Genomic DNA, 14248 nt, shown 5'->3' with positions numbered 1-14248 from the left:
ATGAAATCGCAAAACATCTTCCGCACCTTGGCCGCAGTGGGCCTCACGTTCGCTGCGATGATTTCGCCGGTCAGCGGACATGCGCAAGATTTCCCCTCCAAGCCGGTTCGGCTCATCGTGCCCTACTCGCCAGGCGGACTCCCAGACACGGTCGCCCGCATCGTTTCGCAACGCTTGCAGGAAGCGCTGGGCCAGGCGGTGTTGGTCGAGAACAAACCCGGCGGAAGCGGCTCCGTCGCTGCGGGTGTATTGGCGCAATCTCCTGCGGATGGCTACACGTTGATGTTGACAGACGGTCCGATGCTGGCCATCACGCCGCTGATCATCAAGAAAATGTCTTACGACCCAGAGAAGGACTTTGCGCCCGTTTCGCTCCTGGGCACGGCCCCGTTATTTCTGGCAGTGAACGCCAATGTCAAAGCCAACACTCTGGACGAGTTGGTGGCGCAGGCCAAAGCATCGCCTGGGCAGATGAATTACGGATCATCAGGCTTGGGCAGCATCCACCATTTGACGGCCGAAGCGATGAACCATGGGCTCGGCATCTCCGTCACCCACGTACCGTTCAAAGGCAGCGCGAACTCGATTCCCGCGCTGGTGGGCGCCCAGGTCGACATGGCCTTTGCCTCTCCACCATCGCTCATGGGCTTTGTGAAATCGGGCAAGGTAAAACTGCTGGCCATCAACTCGGCCAAGCGCTCACCGCTGGCACCAGATGTTCCAACGCTAGGAGAACGCATTCCCGGATTTGACTTCGCATTCAACGTCGCGGTGCTGGCCAAGACAGGCACACCGCCCGCAGTGGTACAACGTCTCAGCAGCGAATTTGCCAAGGTTGTGAAGTACCCGGAAGTGGTTCAGAAACTGGAGACGGCAGGCGTAGACCCCATCGGTGGATCGCCTGAACAGTTGGCCACCGCTTTGCGCAACGAAGCAAAGCGGGTACAGGACGCGGCGAAACGAGCTGATCTCAAAGCAGAGTGACGCGAAGCGAGACAGAGACTTCAGACATGGAACTTCAGACCCACGCCGACACCCAGATGCCGTTGAAAGTGGCACGCGCCTATGACGTCGCTCGCGGGCTACGGTCTTTCGAGCTCGTTTTGCCCGATGGCGGCGAACTACCGGAATTCACACCTGGGGCGCACATCAAGGTGCAGACGCCCAGTGGAGCCATGCGCAAATACTCCCTTTGCAACACACCGGAAGAGCGAACCCGCTACGTCATCACGGTCAAACGTGAGGCCAACAGCCGAGGTGGATCGGCCAGCATGCACGAAGAGGTTCAGGAAGGCGACACGCTGCCGACTTCCGTGCCTGACAACGCATTTCCATTGGTCGAAAACGCGAAGGCCCATTTGTTCATTGCAGGCGGCATTGGCATCACCCCATTGCTGTCGATGATCCGCTCGTTTGGCGACGATTCCCTTGTGCCATGGAAGCTGATCTACCTTTCCCGCCATGCCGATCAGACAGCATTTCTTGAAGAACTTGGGCAACCTGAGCTCAAGAGGAATGTGAAGATTCATCACAGCGAGGGAGATCCAGAGCAGCAGTTTGATCTCTGGCCCGCACTGGAGAAGCCCAACACGGCCCATGTCTATTGCTGCGGTCCACGCGCGCTGATGGAGGCTGTGCGTGATATGACTGGGCATTGGTCCCCGAAGAACATTCATTTCGAGAGCTTCGACGAGGGCGGCAAGACGCTGCCGGACGACAAACCTTTCCATGTCATCCTCGCACGCGAGGGCCGGCGATTTGAAGTCCCCGTGGGCACGTCGATTCTGAACGCCATGCGCGCGCACGGCTGCAACACCGCCGCCTCGTGCGAAAGCGGCACCTGCGGCACCTGCCGCACCAAGCTACTCGATGGTGAAGCGGACCATCGGGACATGGTGTTGATGCCTGAGGAGATGGAAACCAACATCATGATTTGTGTCTCGCGCGCCAAAACGGCCGAACTGGTACTGGATCTTTGATGCCTGGCCAAACTCAACGTCCCCTACGTTTAGGGATTGCAGGGCTCGGCCGCGCCTTTACCTTGATGCTTCCCACTTTTCTGGGCGACTCCCGTCTTCAACTCGTGGCCGCATGTGATCCGCGTGAAGAAGCGCGCAAGCAATTCACAAGAGACTTCGATGCACCGGCCTTTGCCGATATCGCCTCATTGGCGGCAGAGCCCAGCGTAGAGGCCATCTACATCGCCAGCCCTCATCAATTCCACGCCGAACAGACACGCATCGCCGCGGCACACGGCAAACATGTATTGGTAGAAAAACCCATGGCGCTGAGTTTGGCCGAGTGTGACGCCATGATCGAAAGCTGCGCCAAGGCTGGTGTGCACTTGATCGTCGGGCATTGCCATAGCTTCGATACCCCTTATCTGCACGCACGCTCGCTCGTGCAAAGCGGCGTGTGGGGCCAGGTGCGCATGGTGCATGCGCTCAATTTCACTGATTTCCTGTACCGCCCACGTCGACCAGAAGAACTGCAAACCGAGGCCGGCGGAGGCGTTGTCTTCAGCCAAGCAGCACACCAAGTGGACGTGGTCCGGCTTTTGGCCGGCGGCCAAGTCACAGGCGTGCGCGCCATCACCGGCAACTGGGATCCGCAACGCAACACAGAAGGCGCATATTCCGCCCTGCTCTGGTTCGACAATGGCGCGTTTGCCAGCGTGACTTACAGCGGTTATGGCCATTTTGACTCTGACGAGTGGTGCGGTTGGCATGGTGAGCTCGGTGCGGCCAAAGACCCTGACGGGTATGGCTCCGCGCGCAGGCGGTTGGCTGCGGTGCCATCTGCCGCCGAGGAAGCCAGGCTCAAAGCCGCTTCCACTTATGGCGGCCCCTCCTACAAGGCGCAGGGAGCTGTAGGTCTGCCAAGTGCCACACAAACGCCGGCCCATCAACACTTCGGGCCCATCCTGGTCAGTTGCGAACATGGCGACATTCGTCCATTACCCGATGGCGTGTGGGTCTATGGCGACGCCACCCGTGAACACCATTCTTTAGCGCCACCAGCTGTGCCCCGCTTTGAGGTCATTGACGAGTTGGTCGCGGCTGTCCTCCACGGAGTGGCCCCACTGCACGACGGCCAATGGGCACGTTCGACCCTGGCCGTATGCCTGGCACTCCTGGAGTCTTCGCGAAAAGGAGCCGATGTTCAACTACTTACGTGACGCCGGAGGGCCCAGCTTGCGCGGCTTGAAGCAGGTCGGCCCTCACGCCGCCCTTAGCAACAGTCCATTATGAGCAAGTCCATTTTTCGGGACAAACCAGATCTCGAAGACCGTGTGCTAAGGCACTGGCATTCTGCGGTTCCAAATGACCGCATGGCGCATCTCATCAAAGACGCCACCCGGGTCTTTTTGCGATCTCTCCAAGTTCGCTTGGCGAGGCACGAGGTTCAATTGGGACATTGGACTTTTCTGCGCATCCTCTGGAAGCAGGATGGCCTGACGCAACGCGAACTGAGCGATGAGGCCGGCCTGATGGAGCCGACGACGGTCATCGCGTTGCGCGCCATGGAGTCGCTTGGCTACGTCACACGTGAGCATCGGCCGGACAATCGCAAAAATCTCTACGTCTTCCTTACGCCCAAAGGCCGACAGCTCAAAGAAATACTGGTGCCGCTGGCAGAAGAAGTCAATGCATGTGCGCTATCCGGTGTAGCAGACGACGACGTGACGGCCACCCGCCGCGCGTTGCTTTCGGTAATTCAAAATCTCTCACAAGACTTGGCTGCCATAGACGGATCGAAAACACGATGATCTGCGTGTAGCAGGCCATATGGCAACAATGTGACGACCCAAACAAAAAGTGCCTAACTCCAAATGGAATCAGGCACTTAAATGGTCTACGGTATTCGTTGGGGTGGCTGATGGGGCTCGAACCCACGACAACAGGAATCACAATCCTGGACTCTACCAACTGAGCTACAGCCACCGTAGCTCACGATTATAACGCGAAACTGGCTATTTGGTGCCCTCGGTGCCAGATACTGTAGAAATAGTGCTTGGCTTGGGCAAATTGATCTTGACCTTGAAGCGTTCCTTCAACTGGTCGTAGTAAGCCTTGGCTTCGCTGCTGGCCCAGGCGCGGGTGTATTGTTCCCGGCCTTGCTGCATCATGCCTTCGTTGCTGCCCGTGCGCGGCACAAGCTTGTTCACCTTCACCACCGCATAACCGGTGGTACCCAGGTCAACACCGGTCCAGCCAGGCAAGGTGGTGGGGCTGACTTGCAGCGCCGCTTGAATGATTTGTGGCGCTTGTTGCTGAACGTCGTCACGCGACACCACCACCGCAGGTGCCAGGGCAGAAGCGGCATCGGCGGGTTTTTCTTTCCAGTTGGCCAGCTTGGCTTCGCCCTCTTTCTTCGCCATGGCGGCGGCGCCTTCGGCGACGACCATTTCGCGGACCTTCGCTTTGACTTCAGCGAACGGCACGGCGTGAGCGGCGGTGTAATTCACGATGCGACCAGCGGCCAATTGGTTGGGGCCAATTTCCACGGCTTCGGTGTTGCGTTTTTTCTCTACCGATTCGGGCGAGAGCACGGCATCCAGGAACTTGGCGCTGGCCAATGGGCCCGTGGCGCCATTCGCTGGCTGGCGGCCAATGGTGGCCGTCTGGATCGTCAGTTTCAAACGGTCTGCAACAGGCTTCAGGCTGTCAGACTGTTCATAGACGCCATTGGTGAATGTCTCAGCCGTTTCCGCAAACTTGCGTGAGGCTTGCTGGGTTTTCAGTTCGGCTTCGAGTTCTGGACGCATCTCTTCAAAGCTGCGCACCTTGGGTTCACGCACGTCAGTGAGTTTGATGATGTGGAAACCGAAATCGGTGGTCACCACGTTGCTGATATCGCCCACTTTCATGTCAAACACGGCATCTTCCACCGGCTTGACCATGGCGCCACGCGTGAAGAAGTCCAGGTCACCACCCTTTTCAGCGGAGCCCGGGTCTTCGGAATTCTTTTTCGCCACGTCAGCAAAAGTCGCTGGCGCCTTTTTCACTTGAGCCAACAGGGCTTCCGCTTTTTGGCGGGCCTTTTCGCGGTCGGCAGCCGACATGCTCTTGGGTGCGGCGATCAGGATGTGGCTGGCACGGCGCTCGGCCTTGCCCGCGAGCTTGGTGGCGTTTTCCTTGTAGTACGTCTTGAGGTCGTCCTCATTGAGGACGATGCTCTTCTTCACGCTGTCGGTGTCGAGCACCACATACTCAATGGTGGCTTGCTCCGGCGCCTGGAACAGCGATGCGCGGTCTTTGTACCAAGCTTCTAACTCGGCGTCGGTAGGATTGATCTTGCCTGCATAAGTGCTGGCCTTGAAGGTCGCCACTTGAATTTCACGCTTTTGCAGGAAGGCATCGAGCGTTGCATCAGCCACAGCAGGCGGCGTGAACGATGTTGCAGCCACACCTGCCAGCACCTGGCGCGACGACAAATCGGCGCGAATGCGGGCTTCGAACATTTCAGGCGTCATGCCTTGGCTACCCACCAACTGGCGATAACGCTCAACATCAAGCGAACCATCGGGTTTGCGCAATGCGGCAATGCTGGGGTCAGATTCAAGTGCACGCGCCAATTGGGCATCAGAAGCCACCAGATGCGACTTGGCAGAAGCTGCAGCCAACACACGTTCACGCACCATGTTTTCCAGGGTGGCATAACGGGCTTCGGCACTGTCGAGCACCTTGGGGTCGATGTTGGGCGTGGACGCCAATACACGCTGTACTTCGTTGCGATGCGCCGCGTCGAGTTCAACCTGCTTGATGTCATGACCGTCAACGGTGGCCACCACGGCGCCACCTTCGTTCATCTTGTTGTAGCCATCGACCCCAAACAAGATGAAGGAGGGAATGATCAGGACGAACAGCAAGCCCATCATGATTTTGGTGTGCTTGCGAATGAAATCGAACATGAAGAAAACTCTCTGTAAAACAAAAAGGCGAACCACGTGTTCGCCTTTGTCAGGACGCATCACCGCGCGCGTGTGAGCACACAGGCCAGCGGCGCGAGCGCACATTATCCACCATCCGACTGACCGGCCAATACGGCCCCGCCCTAGGTAAGGACACCTCTTGCTTTGAGGTCTAGTGTTGCCGTGCTGGTAGAGAAATCGGGGGAAGAAGTCAGGGCGGAAATGAAAAAAGGGTTTGGACGAATCCAAACCCTTTTTTGCTTTCTATCTCGTGGTGGGTGCTGACGGGGTCGAACCGCCGACCTACGCCTTGTAAGGGCGCCGCTCTACCGACTGAGCTAAGCACCCCACCTGAAACAGGTGTCTCAGTTCAAAGCATCTTTCAATGCTTTGCCTGGACGAAACTTTGGCACCTTGGCTGCCTTGATCTTGATGGCAGCGCCAGTACGCGGGTTGCGACCAGCACGTGCAGCACGTTTGCCAACTGCGAAGGTGCCGAATCCTACCAGAGAAACCGTGCCGCCTTTTTTCAGCGTGGTTTTTACTGCACCAATCGTGGATTCCAGAGCGCGGGTAGCCGCGGCCTTGGAGATGTCAGCGTGCTTGGCAATGTGGTCAATCAGTTCCGTTTTGTTCACAAGGAATCCCTCACTCAAATTTAGCTCAGACGAATCGTCAGAAGTGTACCCCGGTCCAATCTTTCTGCAGCGCACAGTAAGACTCGAACCCAAGACACGTAACTTTGCAGCGCCGCTGCGCTTGCAATTAAAACCATGGGTCACGCGGGTGTCAATCGGCAAAAGCCGTCTGACCCAACGTGGACGCGGATTCTAAGCCGATTTTTTGCATGTCTGGATGCACAGCATGCATTTTTACGTCTCATACAAGACGCGTTACAAGAGCGCTGCAATCGCGCGGCCTACGTCTGAAGTGCTGGCCGTGCCGCCAATGTCTGGCGTGCGCGGCGCATCGCCTTTGGCTGCCAAAACAGTTTCGATCGCGGCCAAAACAGCATCGTGTGCTTCTTTGTAACCAAGGAATTCAAGCATCATCGCGCCGCACCAAATCTGGCCGATAGGGTTGGCAATGCCGCGCCCGGCAATGTCGGGCGCCGAGCCATGCACGGGCTCGAACAGCGACGGAAATTTGCGGGTGGGATTCAGGTTGGCGCTAGGCGCGATGCCGATGGTGCCGGTGCAGGCCGGGCCCAGGTCGCTCAAGATGTCGCCGAACAAATTGCTCGCCACCACCACATCAAAGAAGTCGGGGCGCTGCACAAAATGCGCGGTCAAGATGTCGATGTGGAACTTGTCGACGTTGATGCCCGGGTAGGCCTTGGCCATCTCGGCCACCCGCTCGTCCCAGTAGGGCATGGTGATGGCGATGCCGTTGGATTTGGTGGCGCTGGTGAGGTGCTTTTTGGGGCGCGATTGGGCCAGCTCGAAAGCGAACTTCAGCACGCGGTCACAGCCGATGCGCGACATGATGGACTCCTGCATCACGATCTCGCGCTCGGTGCCGGCGTACATGCGGCCACCCACGCTGGAGTACTCGCCCTCGGTGTTTTCGCGCACGATGTACATGTCGATCTCGCCGGGCTCGCGCGGGCTGCCATCGCGCCGCACCACAGGGGCGATGATGCCGGGCATCAAGCGCGCGGGGCGCAGGTTGACGTACTGGTCGAACTCGCGGCGAAACAGCAGCAACGAGCCCCAGAGCGACACGTGGTCAGCAATTTTCTCAGGCCAGCCTACAGCGCCAAAGTAAATGGCGTCGTGCCCGCCGATCTGGTCTTTCCAGTCGTCGGGCAGCATCTGGCCGTGACGCTCGTAGTAGTCCCAGCTGGAGAAGTCGAAATGGTCGAACTGCAGCGGAATGTTGAACCGGCTCGCCGCCGCTTCCATGACCCGAATGCCCTCGGGCATGACCTCTTTACCGATGCCGTCGCCGGCGATCACGGCAATCTTCTTCACCATGCTGGTTTGCTCCTTCGTTATGAAATGGATTCCATGTGAGACACAACGCAGCCAGCGAAGAGCGGTGCGTTATTTGACCCGGGCCCGAATCTCCGGCAAGGCCTTGCGCAGGTAATAGACCATCGACCAGACGGTCAACACGGCCGAGATCCAGATGAGCCAGGTGCCCCACACGTGGGTGTCGATCACGCCCAGAAACAGGCCGTCGTACAACAAGAAAGGAATGGCCACCATTTGTGCGGTGGTCTTGAGTTTGCCGACCATGTGCACGGCCACGCTCTTGGAGGCACCGATTTGCGCCATCCATTCGCGCAGCGCGGAGATGGCGATTTCGCGGCCGATGATGATCAGCGCCACAAACACATCGGCACGCTGCAGGTGCACCAGCACCAACACGCTGGCACACACGAGAATTTTGTCAGCCACCGGGTCGAGGAAGGCACCGAAGGACGAGGTTTGGTTCAAGCGCCTGGCCAGAAAGCCATCGAGCCAATCGGTCGCGGCAAACACGATGAACATGATGGTGGCCACCATGTTGCGGTTCTGCTCGGTGATGGGCAGGTAAAACACCCCCACAAGCAAAGGGATCGCGACGATGCGCGTCCAGGTCATGATGGTGGGCGTGGTCCAAAACATGCACTGATTGTGGCACGGCGCAGCACCACATTTGGGCGCTGCGCTGGGTTCACCTACATAAGACTGGGACACCTCAACCTTGATCCAGCGCAAGCCCTCAGCGTAAGGCCCGATAAATCTCTTCCGCAAGCGCTTGCGAAATGCCATCGACACGCGCCAAGTCGTCCACGCTGGCACTGGCCACGCCACGTACACCGCCAAAACGCTGCAGCAGGCTGGCACGCTTTTTCGGCCCCACGCCGGGAATGTCTTCGAGCTTGCTACCGCCCACGCGCACCTTGGCGCGCGCCGCGCGCATGCCGGTGATGGCGAAACGGTGCGCCTCGTCGCGGATCTGCGCCACCAGCATCAGCGCGGCAGAGTCGCGCGCCAGCGTGGCTTTGCGGCGGCCGTCGGCAAACACCAGTTCTTCTAAGCCGACCTTGCGGCCTTCGCCTTTTTCAACACCGACGATCAGGCCCAGGTCGAGCCCGAGCGACTCGAACACTTCGCGCGCCATAGACACCTGGCCCTTGCCGCCGTCGACCAGCACCAGGTCGGGCATACGCGCTTGAGCGGGTGGTGGTGCGGATGTGGTGGGCGCTTGTTCAGCCGGTGGCACATCGCCCGCAGCGTTGAGCACAGCGTCTAGCGCAGGCTCTATCACTTCAGCCAAATCCACAGCGGCTTCCGGCGCCACCACATCCCCCTCGGCCACCTTGGCAAACTTGCTGTAGCGGCGCGTGAGCACCTGGCGCATGGCGGCGTAGTCGTCACCGCCGGTGATGCCTTCGATCTTGTAGCGGCGGTATTCGCTGTTCTGCATCTTGTGGTGGTGGAACACCACGCACGACGCCTGCGTCGATTCGCCTGCGGTATGCGAGATGTCGAAACACTCCACGCGAAACTCTTCCAAGACATCGGGCGCCAAATCCAGCGCGTCAACCAAGGCACGGGTGCGCGCCTGCTGCGAGCCCTCTTCGGCCAGAAGGCGCGCCAGTTGCAGGCCGGCGTTCTTTTGTGCCATCTCCAGCCACTGACGGCGCTGCTCGCGCGGGGTGTGCACGGCGGTCAGGCGCACACCGGTCTGAGCGGACAAGGCACCGAGCAAAGGCTTGCCCACGGCTTCGCTGGTGATCAAGGTGGGCGGGATCGGCACGTCGATGTAGTGCTGCGCCATGAAGGCTTCCAGCACCTGCAGCTCGGTAGAGGCTTGCGCGACTGCACTGCCAGCGTCTTCTCCGTCGTCGTCGAGATTCGCCGCGCGCAACGCGGTGGCGTCTTCCACGTGGGTGGGGAAGTAGGCCCGGTCGCCCAGATGGCGGCCGCCGCGCACCATGGCCAGGTTGACACATGCGCGGCCGCCCTGCACCTTCACCGCGAGCACGTCCACGTCTTTATCCGACACGTTGTCCACCGACTGCTGGTGCAGTACGGTCGACAGCGCCTGCATCTGGTTGCGCAGATCAGCCGCCTGCTCGAATTCGAGCTTGTCGGAGTGGGCCATCATGCGGCCCTCCAGCGACTTCAGCACGGCCTGGGTTTCGCCGTCAAGAAACTGCTCGGCGTTGTAGACGTCTTGCGCGTAGTCGGCCTGGCTCACCAGGTTGACGCAGGGGCCCGAGCAACGCTTGATCTGGTACAGCAAACACGGCCGTGTGCGGTTGGCAAACACCGTGTCTTCGCAGGTTCGCAGGCGAAACACTTTTTGCAGCAGTTGGATCGATTCCTTCACCGCCCAGGCGCTGGGGAACGGCCCGAAGTAGCGGTGCTTCTTCTCCACCGCGCCCCGGTAATACGCCATGCGCGGATACCAGTTGGCGGCGGGCGGGCCGTCGGTGGGGGCAGCACTCTTGCCACTTGGAGCCGAGGTGATCTTTAAATATGGGTAGCTCTTGTCGTCCCTGAACAGGATGTTGTAGCGCGGGCTCAGCGCCTTGATCAGGTTGTTTTCCAGCAGCAGCGCCTCGGCCTCGGAGCGCACCACTGTGGTCTCCATGCGCACGATCTTGCTGACCATGTGGCCGATGCGTGTGCCGCCATGGTCGCGCTGAAAATACGTGCTGACGCGCTTCTTCAGGTTCTTGGCCTTGCCCACGTAGAGCACGGCGTTGTCGGCGTCGAAATAGCGGTACACGCCTGGCAGCGCGGGCAAGGCGGCTACCAGGTTGAGCAATTCTTCGGGGTGCGCGGAAGGCGTTTGGCTGGATTCCGGAGTGGACGTTTGGCTAGACATGGGGCGTATTGTGACTGTGCCGAAGTCACCTTACGCGCCACCAGAAAACCCTGCTAAATGAATAGCTGTCCACGCATGCCTGCTAAGCGCAAACAGCCTTTTGGGCTAAAGACTCAGTCCGCCTCAATCCGGGCGCTCTTCACCACGCCCGCCCAGCGCACCAGGTCAGTCTTCACCTTGTCGCCCAGTTGTTGCGGGGTCTGGTAGTCGGCCGTGGCGCCCTGCTCCAGCGCCTTTTGCTTGAACGCGGGGGTATTGACCACACGGCTGATGTCGGCCGTGAGTTTGTCGATCACCGGCTTGGGCACATTGGCGGGGGCAAACACCGCAAACCACGAAGAGGCGTCCACGCCCGGGAAGCCCGCCTCGGCGGTGGTCGGCACATCGGGCAGGCTAGGCAGGCGCTCCTTGCTGGTGACGGCAATCACGCGCAACTTGCCCGACTGGATGTGCGGCATGAACGGCGGCGCCGTGCCAAAGGTCAAGTCCACCTGGCCGCCCAGCAAGTCTTGCAGCGCCGGGCCCGTGCCTTTGTAGGGCACGTGCACGATCTGAATACCCGCTTGCTGTTCCAGCATGGCGCCGGTGACGTGCTGCAGCGAGCCGTTGCCGGAAGATGCGTAGTTCAGCTTGCCCGGGTGCGCCTTGGCGTAGGCCACCAACTCGGCCATGTTCTTGATGGGCAGGTCGGCGCGCAGCACGATGATCTGCGGCGCCGACAGCACATTCGCCACGGGCTGAAAATCCTTTTGCTCCCACGGCGATGCGGTCTTGCCCACCAGCGGCGAGATCACGTGGTAGCCCGAGTACTGCATCAACAACGTGTAGCCGTCGGCCTCGGCGCGTTTCACCGCGATGGCGGCGATGTTGCCGTTGCCACCGGCGCGGTTGTCCACCACCACCGACTGGCCGACCGCTGGCCCCATGGCCTGCGCCAACATGCGGCCCGCCAAGTCGGTGGTGCCACCGGCAGCGGCGGGCACGATCATGGTGACGGTGCGGGACGGGTACGCAGGTTGCGCATGCGCCATGCCGAACAGGCTGCTGGCCAGCGCAGTGAGCAGCAAGGCGTTGAATTGTTTGCGGGTGGTTTTCATGGTTGTCTCCTGGTTTGTTTTTGGGGAATCAAGTCATCGGTGAAAAATCAGGCGCTGTCTTACGCACCATCTCGTGCCAATGCTCTGGCGCGTATCGCCTCAAAGTCGGCGGGTACGGCGTGCAAGTCCAGGCGGCGGCCGGCCTTGGCGATCTGGCTCGGAATGTCATGGCCAATCAAGCCCGGCAGCCGCTGCGCAGCGGCCAGCAGCAGAGCCTCGTTTATGCCCGTGGCGTAGCCCATCAGCGCCAGCGCGTGCACCACTTCTTCGGTGCACACATTGCCCGTGGCGCCCGGCGCATAGGGGCAGCCGCCCAGCCCGCCCAGCGAGCTGTCGAACCGGTCGGCCCCGGCGTCGATGGCGGCCAGCACATTCGCCAGGCCCATGCCGCGCGTGTTGTGGAAGTGCAGCGTCATCTCGGTCTGTGGCCAGCGCGCGCGGAAGGCAGCGGTGAGGGCCGCCACCTGGGGCGGGTAGGCCATGCCAGTGGTGTCGCACAGGGTGACGCCTTGCACACCCAGGTCGATAAAACGCGCGGCCCAGTCGAGCACCACGTCGGTGGGTACATCGCCCTCCATCGGGCAGCCGAAGCTGCACGACAGCGAGATGTTGAGCGATGGGCCGTTCGATGTGGATTGCGCCAGTTTGATGACCTCAGCGAGTGCAGCAAACGACTGCGCGCGCGTCATGCGCAGGTTCGCCAGGTTGTGTGTTTCGCTGCACGACATCACCAGATTGAACTCGTCGGTGTGAGCATCGATGGCGCGCTCGGCACCGCGCACATTGGGCACCAGGGCGCTGTACACCACACCGGGGCGGCGGTCGATTTCACGCAGCACGGCTTCGGCATCGCGCAGCGCCGGAATGGCGGCGGGCGAGACGAATGCCGTGACTTCGATCTTCGACAAACCGGCCGCAGACAACGCATTTACCAACGCGATTTTGTCTTCGGTGGGCACAAACACGGCTTCCATCTGCAGCCCATCGCGCGTGCCGACCTCTTGCAGGTAGATGCGTCGGCCAGCGCCTTGCCAGAAATTGTTTTCAACTGAGGTGTTCATGCTTTCTCCTTGGCACCGGCCACCACGCCACGGGCGTGCAGTGCGGCGATCTGTTCGTCGGTCAAGCCAATCTCGCGCAGCACCGCATCGGTGTCGTCGCCCAGGCCCGGCGCGCTGCTGCGCACGGTGCCCGGCGTGGCCGAGAGTTTGGGCACGATGCCGGGCACTTCCAGCGTGTAGCCGTCGCGCGTGGTTTGCGGCAGCAGCATGTCGCGGGCGCGGTAGTGCGGGTCTTCGGCAATGTCTTTGGCGGTGTAAACGCGGCCGGCGGGCACACCCACAGCGGCCAAGGTTTCCAACACCACGCTGATGTGGCGCGTGGCAGTCCACGTGCCAATGGCGGCGTCGATCTCGGCCACCCGCGCCACGCGGCCGGCGTTGTCGGCCAGGTCGGGGGCGGCGGCCAAATCGGCGCGGCCAATGGCGATCATCAAGCGTTTGAAAATGCTGTCGCCGTTGCCGGCCACCAGCACCCAGCCGTCCTGGCAGTGGTAGGCGTTGGAAGGGGCAATGCCGGTGAGCGCGCTGCCCGCGGGCTCCCGCACCGCGCCAAACGCGCTGTACTCGGGCACCAGGCTCTCCATCACGTTGAACACCGCTTCGTGCAGCGCCACGTCGATCACCTGGCCCTGACCGCCGTTGACCTTGCGGTGGTGCAGCGCGGCCAGCACACCGATGGCGCCGTGCAGCGCGGCCAGCGTGTCGCCAATCGACACCCCCACGCGCACCGGCACACGGCCGGGCTCGCCCGTCAGGTGGCGCAGGCCGCCCATGGCTTCGCCAATCACGCCAAAGCCGGGCAGATCGCGGTACGGCCCGGTCTGGCCATAGCCCGAGATGCGCAGCATCACCAGGCCGGGGTTCAGGGCCGAGAGTTCTTCCCAGCCCATGCCCCAGGCTTCGAGTGTGCCGGGGCGAAAGTTTTCGATCAGCACATCGGCCTCGGCGATCAGCTTGCGGGCGATGTCCTGGCCTTCTTTTTGGCGCAGGTCGAGCGCCACCGAGCGTTTGTTGCGCGACTGCACTTGCCACCACACCGAGGTGCCGTCTTTGAGCATGCGCCAGTTGCGCAGCGGGTCGCCGCTGCCGGGCGCTTCGATCTTCACCACGTCGGCGCCAAACTCGCCCAGCGTTTTGCCGCAGAACGGGCCGGCGATGAGTTGGCCCATCTCGACCACACGCACACCTTGCAATGCGGCGGCGGTCGTCGATGGTTTTGTGTTGTCGTATGTCGGCATACGTGTCTCCTGAAAGCTAACTTTTCCCCGATGATTCCATTTGCCGCGCCAGCCGTAAAACGCTGATGCGCGAGCTTGCCATCGCAAAACGGCATGGCAAACGGAATACGA

General features: G+C 60.8%; 12 protein-coding genes and 2 tRNA genes. 4 read left to right on the top strand and 10 right to left on the bottom strand.

Features of this window, described 5'->3' with window-relative positions:
- The 4 genes from ACPWMG_RS07555 (at position 1) to ACPWMG_RS07540 (ending at position 3769) form a co-directional block, all read left to right on the top strand.
- Positions 1-984: a Bug family tripartite tricarboxylate transporter substrate binding protein gene (locus ACPWMG_RS07555; protein ID WP_483304031.1), complete on the top strand. Its 984-nt coding sequence runs from the start codon at positions 1-3 to the stop codon at positions 982-984.
- A 26-nt stretch (positions 985-1010) separates the two neighbouring features.
- Entirely contained in the window at positions 1011-1979 is a 969-nt protein-coding gene (locus ACPWMG_RS07550) for a PDR/VanB family oxidoreductase (RefSeq protein ID WP_483304030.1), read from the top strand.
- Positions 1979-3178, top strand: a complete 1200-nt coding sequence (locus tag ACPWMG_RS07545; RefSeq protein WP_483304029.1) for a Gfo/Idh/MocA family protein — start codon at positions 1979-1981, stop codon at positions 3176-3178. The genes ACPWMG_RS07550 and ACPWMG_RS07545 overlap by 1 nt, the downstream gene beginning before the upstream one ends.
- A 69-nt stretch (positions 3179-3247) precedes the next feature.
- Positions 3248-3769: a MarR family winged helix-turn-helix transcriptional regulator gene (locus tag ACPWMG_RS07540; RefSeq protein ID WP_483304028.1), complete on the top strand. Its 522-nt coding sequence runs from the start codon at positions 3248-3250 to the stop codon at positions 3767-3769.
- Between the two features lie 99 nt (positions 3770-3868).
- Here the strand turns inward: ACPWMG_RS07540 and ACPWMG_RS07535 are convergent.
- The 10 genes from ACPWMG_RS07535 to ACPWMG_RS07490 all read right to left on the bottom strand — a co-directional run bounded on the left by ACPWMG_RS07535 (position 3869) and on the right by ACPWMG_RS07490 (position 14137).
- A tRNA-His gene (locus ACPWMG_RS07535) sits at positions 3869-3944 on the bottom strand.
- 29 nt (positions 3945-3973) lie between these two features.
- Complete coding sequence (locus ACPWMG_RS07530; protein WP_483304027.1) at positions 3974-5914, bottom strand: SurA N-terminal domain-containing protein; 1941 nt, start codon at positions 5912-5914, stop codon at positions 3974-3976.
- Positions 5915-6186: 272 nt separating this feature from the next.
- Positions 6187-6262: transfer RNA gene (locus ACPWMG_RS07525), tRNA-Val, on the bottom strand.
- Between the two features lie 17 nt (positions 6263-6279).
- Positions 6280-6552: an HU family DNA-binding protein gene (locus ACPWMG_RS07520; RefSeq protein WP_422829542.1), complete on the bottom strand. Its 273-nt coding sequence runs from the start codon at positions 6550-6552 to the stop codon at positions 6280-6282.
- Positions 6553-6807: 255 nt separating this feature from the next.
- Positions 6808-7890, bottom strand: a complete 1083-nt coding sequence (locus tag ACPWMG_RS07515) for a tartrate dehydrogenase (RefSeq protein WP_483304026.1) — start codon at positions 7888-7890, stop codon at positions 6808-6810.
- Positions 7891-7959: 69 nt separating this feature from the next.
- Positions 7960-8526: a CDP-diacylglycerol--glycerol-3-phosphate 3-phosphatidyltransferase gene (gene pgsA, locus ACPWMG_RS07510; protein WP_483304025.1), complete on the bottom strand. Its 567-nt coding sequence runs from the start codon at positions 8524-8526 to the stop codon at positions 7960-7962.
- A gap of 97 nt (positions 8527-8623) precedes the next feature.
- A complete protein-coding gene (gene uvrC, locus ACPWMG_RS07505) occupies positions 8624-10741 on the bottom strand; it encodes an excinuclease ABC subunit UvrC (RefSeq protein WP_483304024.1) in 2118 nt (705 codons plus the stop codon).
- 113 nt (positions 10742-10854) lie between these two features.
- Positions 10855-11838, bottom strand: a complete 984-nt coding sequence (locus tag ACPWMG_RS07500) for a Bug family tripartite tricarboxylate transporter substrate binding protein (protein WP_483304023.1) — start codon at positions 11836-11838, stop codon at positions 10855-10857.
- 59 nt (positions 11839-11897) lie between these two features.
- On the bottom strand, positions 11898-12899 hold the full coding sequence (locus ACPWMG_RS07495) for a hydroxymethylglutaryl-CoA lyase (RefSeq protein WP_483304022.1): 1002 nt from the start codon (positions 12897-12899) through the stop codon (positions 11898-11900).
- Positions 12896-14137 (bottom strand): CaiB/BaiF CoA transferase family protein, encoded by a 1242-nt coding sequence (locus tag ACPWMG_RS07490; protein WP_483304021.1) that lies wholly within the window; start codon positions 14135-14137, stop codon positions 12896-12898. The genes ACPWMG_RS07495 and ACPWMG_RS07490 overlap by 4 nt, the downstream gene beginning before the upstream one ends.
- Positions 14138-14248 lie beyond the last annotated feature (111 nt).

The sequence above is a fragment of the Hydrophilobacter chitinilyticus genome (assembly GCF_049860745.1).
GTDB lineage: Bacteria > Pseudomonadota > Gammaproteobacteria > Burkholderiales > Burkholderiaceae_C > Rhodoferax_B.
Note: the sequence above shows the minus strand (reverse complement) of the source record. Positions and strands in the feature narration are given on the sequence as shown.

Coding starts and splice junctions, on each gene's coding strand:
- ACPWMG_RS07545 (WP_483304029.1), top strand. CDS start 1,979: ATGCCTGGCCAAACTCAACGTCCCCTACGTTTAGGGATTGCAGGGCTC.
- ACPWMG_RS07495 (WP_483304022.1), bottom strand. CDS start 12,899: ATGAACACCTCAGTTGAAAACAATTTCTGGCAAGGCGCTGGCCGACGC.
- ACPWMG_RS07540 (WP_483304028.1), top strand. CDS start 3,248: ATGAGCAAGTCCATTTTTCGGGACAAACCAGATCTCGAAGACCGTGTG.
- ACPWMG_RS07550 (WP_483304030.1), top strand. CDS start 1,011: ATGGAACTTCAGACCCACGCCGACACCCAGATGCCGTTGAAAGTGGCA.
- ACPWMG_RS07530 (WP_483304027.1), bottom strand. CDS start 5,914: ATGTTCGATTTCATTCGCAAGCACACCAAAATCATGATGGGCTTGCTG.
- uvrC (WP_483304024.1), bottom strand. CDS start 10,741: ATGTCTAGCCAAACGTCCACTCCGGAATCCAGCCAAACGCCTTCCGCG.
- ACPWMG_RS07555 (WP_483304031.1), top strand. CDS start 1: ATGAAATCGCAAAACATCTTCCGCACCTTGGCCGCAGTGGGCCTCACG.
- pgsA (WP_483304025.1), bottom strand. CDS start 8,526: ATGTTTTGGACCACGCCCACCATCATGACCTGGACGCGCATCGTCGCG.
- ACPWMG_RS07490 (WP_483304021.1), bottom strand. CDS start 14,137: ATGCCGACATACGACAACACAAAACCATCGACGACCGCCGCCGCATTG.
- ACPWMG_RS07500 (WP_483304023.1), bottom strand. CDS start 11,838: ATGAAAACCACCCGCAAACAATTCAACGCCTTGCTGCTCACTGCGCTG.
- ACPWMG_RS07515 (WP_483304026.1), bottom strand. CDS start 7,890: ATGGTGAAGAAGATTGCCGTGATCGCCGGCGACGGCATCGGTAAAGAG.